The following is a 699-nucleotide window of genomic DNA, read 5'->3' on the forward strand; positions in this document are numbered from 1 at the left end:
AGGTACAAATAAAATTCGAAAAACTCACACCTTTTGGAGGAATTTTTTCAATCATGGAGAAATTTGACTCCATGCTTTCACCCGTTATCGACTCAACACTGGGTCAGAGATGCAGCAGTATCTTCGGATATCAGTTCAGCGAGATAGTCCGTTCGCTGATGAGCGTTTATTTCTGTGGCGGCTCATGCGTGGAAGATGTAACGTCACAACTGATGCGCCATCTCTCGTATCATCCTACCCTTCGTACATGCAGCTCTGATACCATCCTCAGAGCCATCAAGGAACTGACACAGGAAAACATCTCCTATACTTCCGACCAAGGCAAGACCTATGATTTCAATACTGCAGACAAACTCAACACATTGCTTATAAACGCTTTGGTTTCTACAGGCGAGTTGAAGGAAATTGAGGAATACGATGTTGACTTTGACCATCAGTTCCTTGAAACGGAGAAGTATGATGCAAAACCGACCTACAAAAAGTTCCTCGGCTACAGGCCTGGCGTATATGTTATCGGTGACAAGATAGTCTATATCGAGAACAGCGATGGTAACACGAATGTGCGTTTTCATCAGGCAGACACCCATAAGAGATTCTTCGCTCTTCTGGAATCCCAGAACATCCGTGTAAATCGCTTCAGGGCAGACTGCGGTTCCTGCTCGAAGGAAATCGTCAGTGAGATAGAGAAGCATTGCAAAC

General features: G+C 44.8%; 1 pseudogene. It reads left to right on the plus strand.

The window, feature by feature from the left end:
- Positions 1 to 699: pseudogene (locus H3001_RS19190) on the plus strand (IS1380-like element IS612B family transposase); the annotation flags it as partial.

It is taken from the genome of Phocaeicola faecicola (assembly GCF_013618865.1).
GTDB lineage: Bacteria > Bacteroidota > Bacteroidia > Bacteroidales > Bacteroidaceae > Phocaeicola > Phocaeicola faecicola.